Consider the following 3,165-nt stretch of genomic DNA (forward strand, 5'->3'; position numbering starts at 1 on the left):
GCCCGCGCCCTGGCGATGGAGCCCGAGCTGATCGTCTGCGACGAGGCGGTGTCGGCGCTGGACGTCTCGGTCCAGGCGCAGGTGATCCAGCTTCTGGACCGGCTGCGGCGCGAGATGGGCATCGCCTTCATCTTCATCGCCCATGACCTGCCGGTGGTGCGGGACTTCGCCGACCACGTGATGGTCATGCAGAAGGGCCGCGTGGTCGAGCAGGGCACCGTCCGCCAGATCTTCGACAACCCCCGCGAACCCTATACCCAGGCGCTGCTTGCCGCCGGGCTGGACCCCGACCCCGAGGTGCAGGCCCGACGCCGAAACGCCCGGCTTGCCGCCGCCCTTTGACCCTTCACTACCCCCGGAGACCCCGATGACCACTGCAAAAGCCTTCGTGGCGCTCGTCACCTGTTTCAACGACGATGAGACGATCAACTACGACGCCACCCGCGCCCAGGTCCGCCGCCAGGTGGACGCGGGCAACAACATCATGTGCGCGGGCACCAACGGCGATTTCACCGCCCTGACCTTCGATGAGAAGGTCGCCTTGACCGAGGCCGTGGTGGACGAGGTGGCGGGCCGCGCGCAGGTGATCGTCAACGCCGGGATGCCCGCCACCTTCGAGACGCTGAAGCTCGCCCGCGAGTTCGACCGCATCGGCGTGGACGGGATCGCCGTCATCACCCCCTTCTTCATCGCCTGCACGCAGGACGGGCTGGTCCGCCATTTCTCGACCGTGGCGGACGGGGTGCGGACGCCCGTCTATCTTTACGACATCCCCGCGCGCACGCAGAACCACATCGAGCCGGAAACTGCCGCGACCCTGGCGCAGCACGGCAACATCGCCGGGATCAAGGATTCGGGCGGGGCGCAGGACACGCTGGAAGCCTATCTCGCGGTCGGGCGCGCCCATCCGGGATTTGCCGTCTATTCCGGCCCCGACCATCTGGTGCACTGGTCGCTGATGAACGGCGCGGCGGGCTGCATCTCGGGGCTGGGCAACGTCATGCCCGGCGTGCTGGCCGCGATCATCCGCGCCCATAACGCCGGCGATCATGCCGAGGCGGAACGCCAGCAGCAGATCTTCGGCAATTTCCGCAAGGATCTGTATGGTCTCGGCTACCCCCCCGCGCTGGTCAAGCGGGCGCTTTACCTGATGGACGCCTCCGTCGGGGCCAGCCGCCAGCCCGCGCTGCTGCCCGATCCCGCGCAGGATGCGCAGATCGCCGAGATCCTGCGCCGCTACGAGCTGCTCGCATGACCGTCATCCTCACGACCTCGCCCGGCTTCGGCAAGCACGGCCGGGTGACGCAGCGCCTTGCCGAACTGGGGTGGGAACTGGTCCGCTGCACCGACACCAGCCGCCCCGACGGCGGCATGGCCGAGCATATCGGCCGCGCCGATTACCTCGTGGTGGGCCTCGTGCCGGTGACGGCGGCGGCGCTTGAGGGCGCGGACCGGCTGAAGGGCGTGCTGAAGCACGGGGTCGGCGTGGACAACATCGACATCCCCGCCTGCACCGCGCGGGGGCTGCCGGTCGCCAACACGCCCGGCGCCAATGCCGACGCGGTGGCCGAACTGGCGGTCGGGCTGATGTTCGCGCTGGCGCGGAACATCCCGGCAGGGCACGCCAGCGTCGCCTCGGGCGGGTGGGACCGCAAGGTCGGCTCGCAGCTTGGCGGCAAGACGCTGGGAATCGTGGGCCTGGGCAACATCGGCCGCCGGCTGGCGCTGCTGGCGCGCGGCCTGGGGATGCAGGTGGCCGCGACCGATCCCCACGCCGACCGCGGTTTCGCGGCGGCGAACGACATCGCGCTGATGGAACTGGACGATCTGCTGGCGGCCAGCGACTACGTGTCGCTGCACGTCTTCGGCGGCGCCGGGAACGCCGCGCTGATTGACGCGGGGCGCATCGCGCGGATGAAGCCCTCGGCCTGCCTGCTGAACCTGGCGCGCGGCGAAGTGGTGGATCTCGACGCGCTGGCAGAGGCGCTGGACGCCGGCCGGCTGGGCGGGGTCGCGCTGGACGCCTATGTGACCGAGCCGCCGGATGTCTCGCACCCGATCTTCCGCCATCCGCGCGCGGTCTTCATGCCCCATTCCGGCGCCGACACCATCGAGGCGCTGGAAAACGTCGGGCTGATGAACATCGCCGACATCCGGGAACTGATGGCAGGCGGCCGCCCCGCCCGCGTGCTGAACCCCGAAGTCTTCGAGGAACGCCGATGACCGACACGACCCCGCGCCCGGCCGAGGCCCTGCGCGCCTATGCCCGGCGCATCTTCGAGGCCGCGGGCCTTGCCCCCGACAAGGCCCGCGCCGTCGCGCAGTATCTGGTCGAGGCCGACATGATGGGCCACACGACCCACGGCCTGGCGCTGGCGCCCTGGTATCTGGGGGCGATCGACGAGGGGGTGGTGCTGAAGGACGGCGCGCCCGAGGTGATCTCGGACCGCGGTCCGGCCGTCTGCTGGCGCGGGCGGCGGCTGCCCGGCGCCTGGCTCGCCGAGCAGGCGATGCTTCTCGCCTGCCAGCGGGCGCGCGACTTCGGCACGGCCACGGTGGTCGTCGGCGACAGCCATCACAACGGCGCGCTGGCGGCCTATCTGCCGATCGCGACGGGGCAGGGGCTGATGGCATCCATCGCATCCTCGTCGCCTTCGGGCGCGCAGGTCGCGCCTTTCGGCGGGCTGAAGGGGGTGATGACGCCGAACCCGGTCGCCTACGGCATCCCGACGCCCGACCGGCCGATCCTGATCGACCTTTCGGCCTCGATCACCACGGTGAACCTGGCGCAGCGGATGATCCGCGCGGGCGAGCGGTATGACCACGACTGGGTCATGGATGCCGAGGGCAACCCCAGCCGCGACCCCGAGGTGCTGACCGGGGGCGGCACGCTGCTGCCGACGGGCGGGCTCGACCACGGGCAGAAGGGCTACGGGCTTGCGCTTGCGGTCGAGGCGCTGACGCAGGGGCTTGCGGGCTATGGCCGGGCGGATGCGCCCAAGGGGACGAACGCGGCGATGACGATCACCGTCCACGACCCCGATGCCTTCGGCGGGGCCGATGCCTTCCTGCGCCAGACCGGCTGGCTGGCCGAAGCCTGCCTGTCCAATCCTCCGCGCGACCCCGCCCGCCCCGTGCGCCTGCCCGGCCAGGCCGCGCAGACGA

General features: G+C 70.9%; 3 protein-coding genes and 1 pseudogene. All 4 read left to right on the plus strand.

The window, feature by feature from the left end; translation table 11 throughout:
* Positions 1 to 342, plus strand: a pseudogene (locus tag Q4F04_RS15000) (ABC transporter ATP-binding protein); the annotation flags it as partial.
* Positions 343 to 367: 25 nt separating this feature from the next.
* On the plus strand, positions 368 to 1,255 hold the full coding sequence (locus tag Q4F04_RS15005; RefSeq protein WP_303370600.1) for a dihydrodipicolinate synthase family protein: 888 nt from the start codon (positions 368 to 370) through the stop codon (positions 1,253 to 1,255).
* Positions 1,252 to 2,223, plus strand: coding sequence for a phosphoglycerate dehydrogenase (locus Q4F04_RS15010; RefSeq protein WP_303370601.1), 972 nt, complete (start codon positions 1,252 to 1,254; stop codon positions 2,221 to 2,223). Before Q4F04_RS15005 ends, Q4F04_RS15010 begins: the two co-directional genes overlap by 4 nt.
* Positions 2,220 to 3,165 (plus strand): Ldh family oxidoreductase (locus Q4F04_RS15015; protein ID WP_303370602.1); only part of this gene is annotated, 946 nt, incomplete at its 3' end. The genes Q4F04_RS15010 and Q4F04_RS15015, both read left to right, overlap by 4 nt.

This window comes from Paracoccus sp. (in: a-proteobacteria), from assembly GCF_030536915.1.
In the GTDB taxonomy this organism is placed as follows: Bacteria; Pseudomonadota; Alphaproteobacteria; order Rhodobacterales; family Rhodobacteraceae; genus Paracoccus.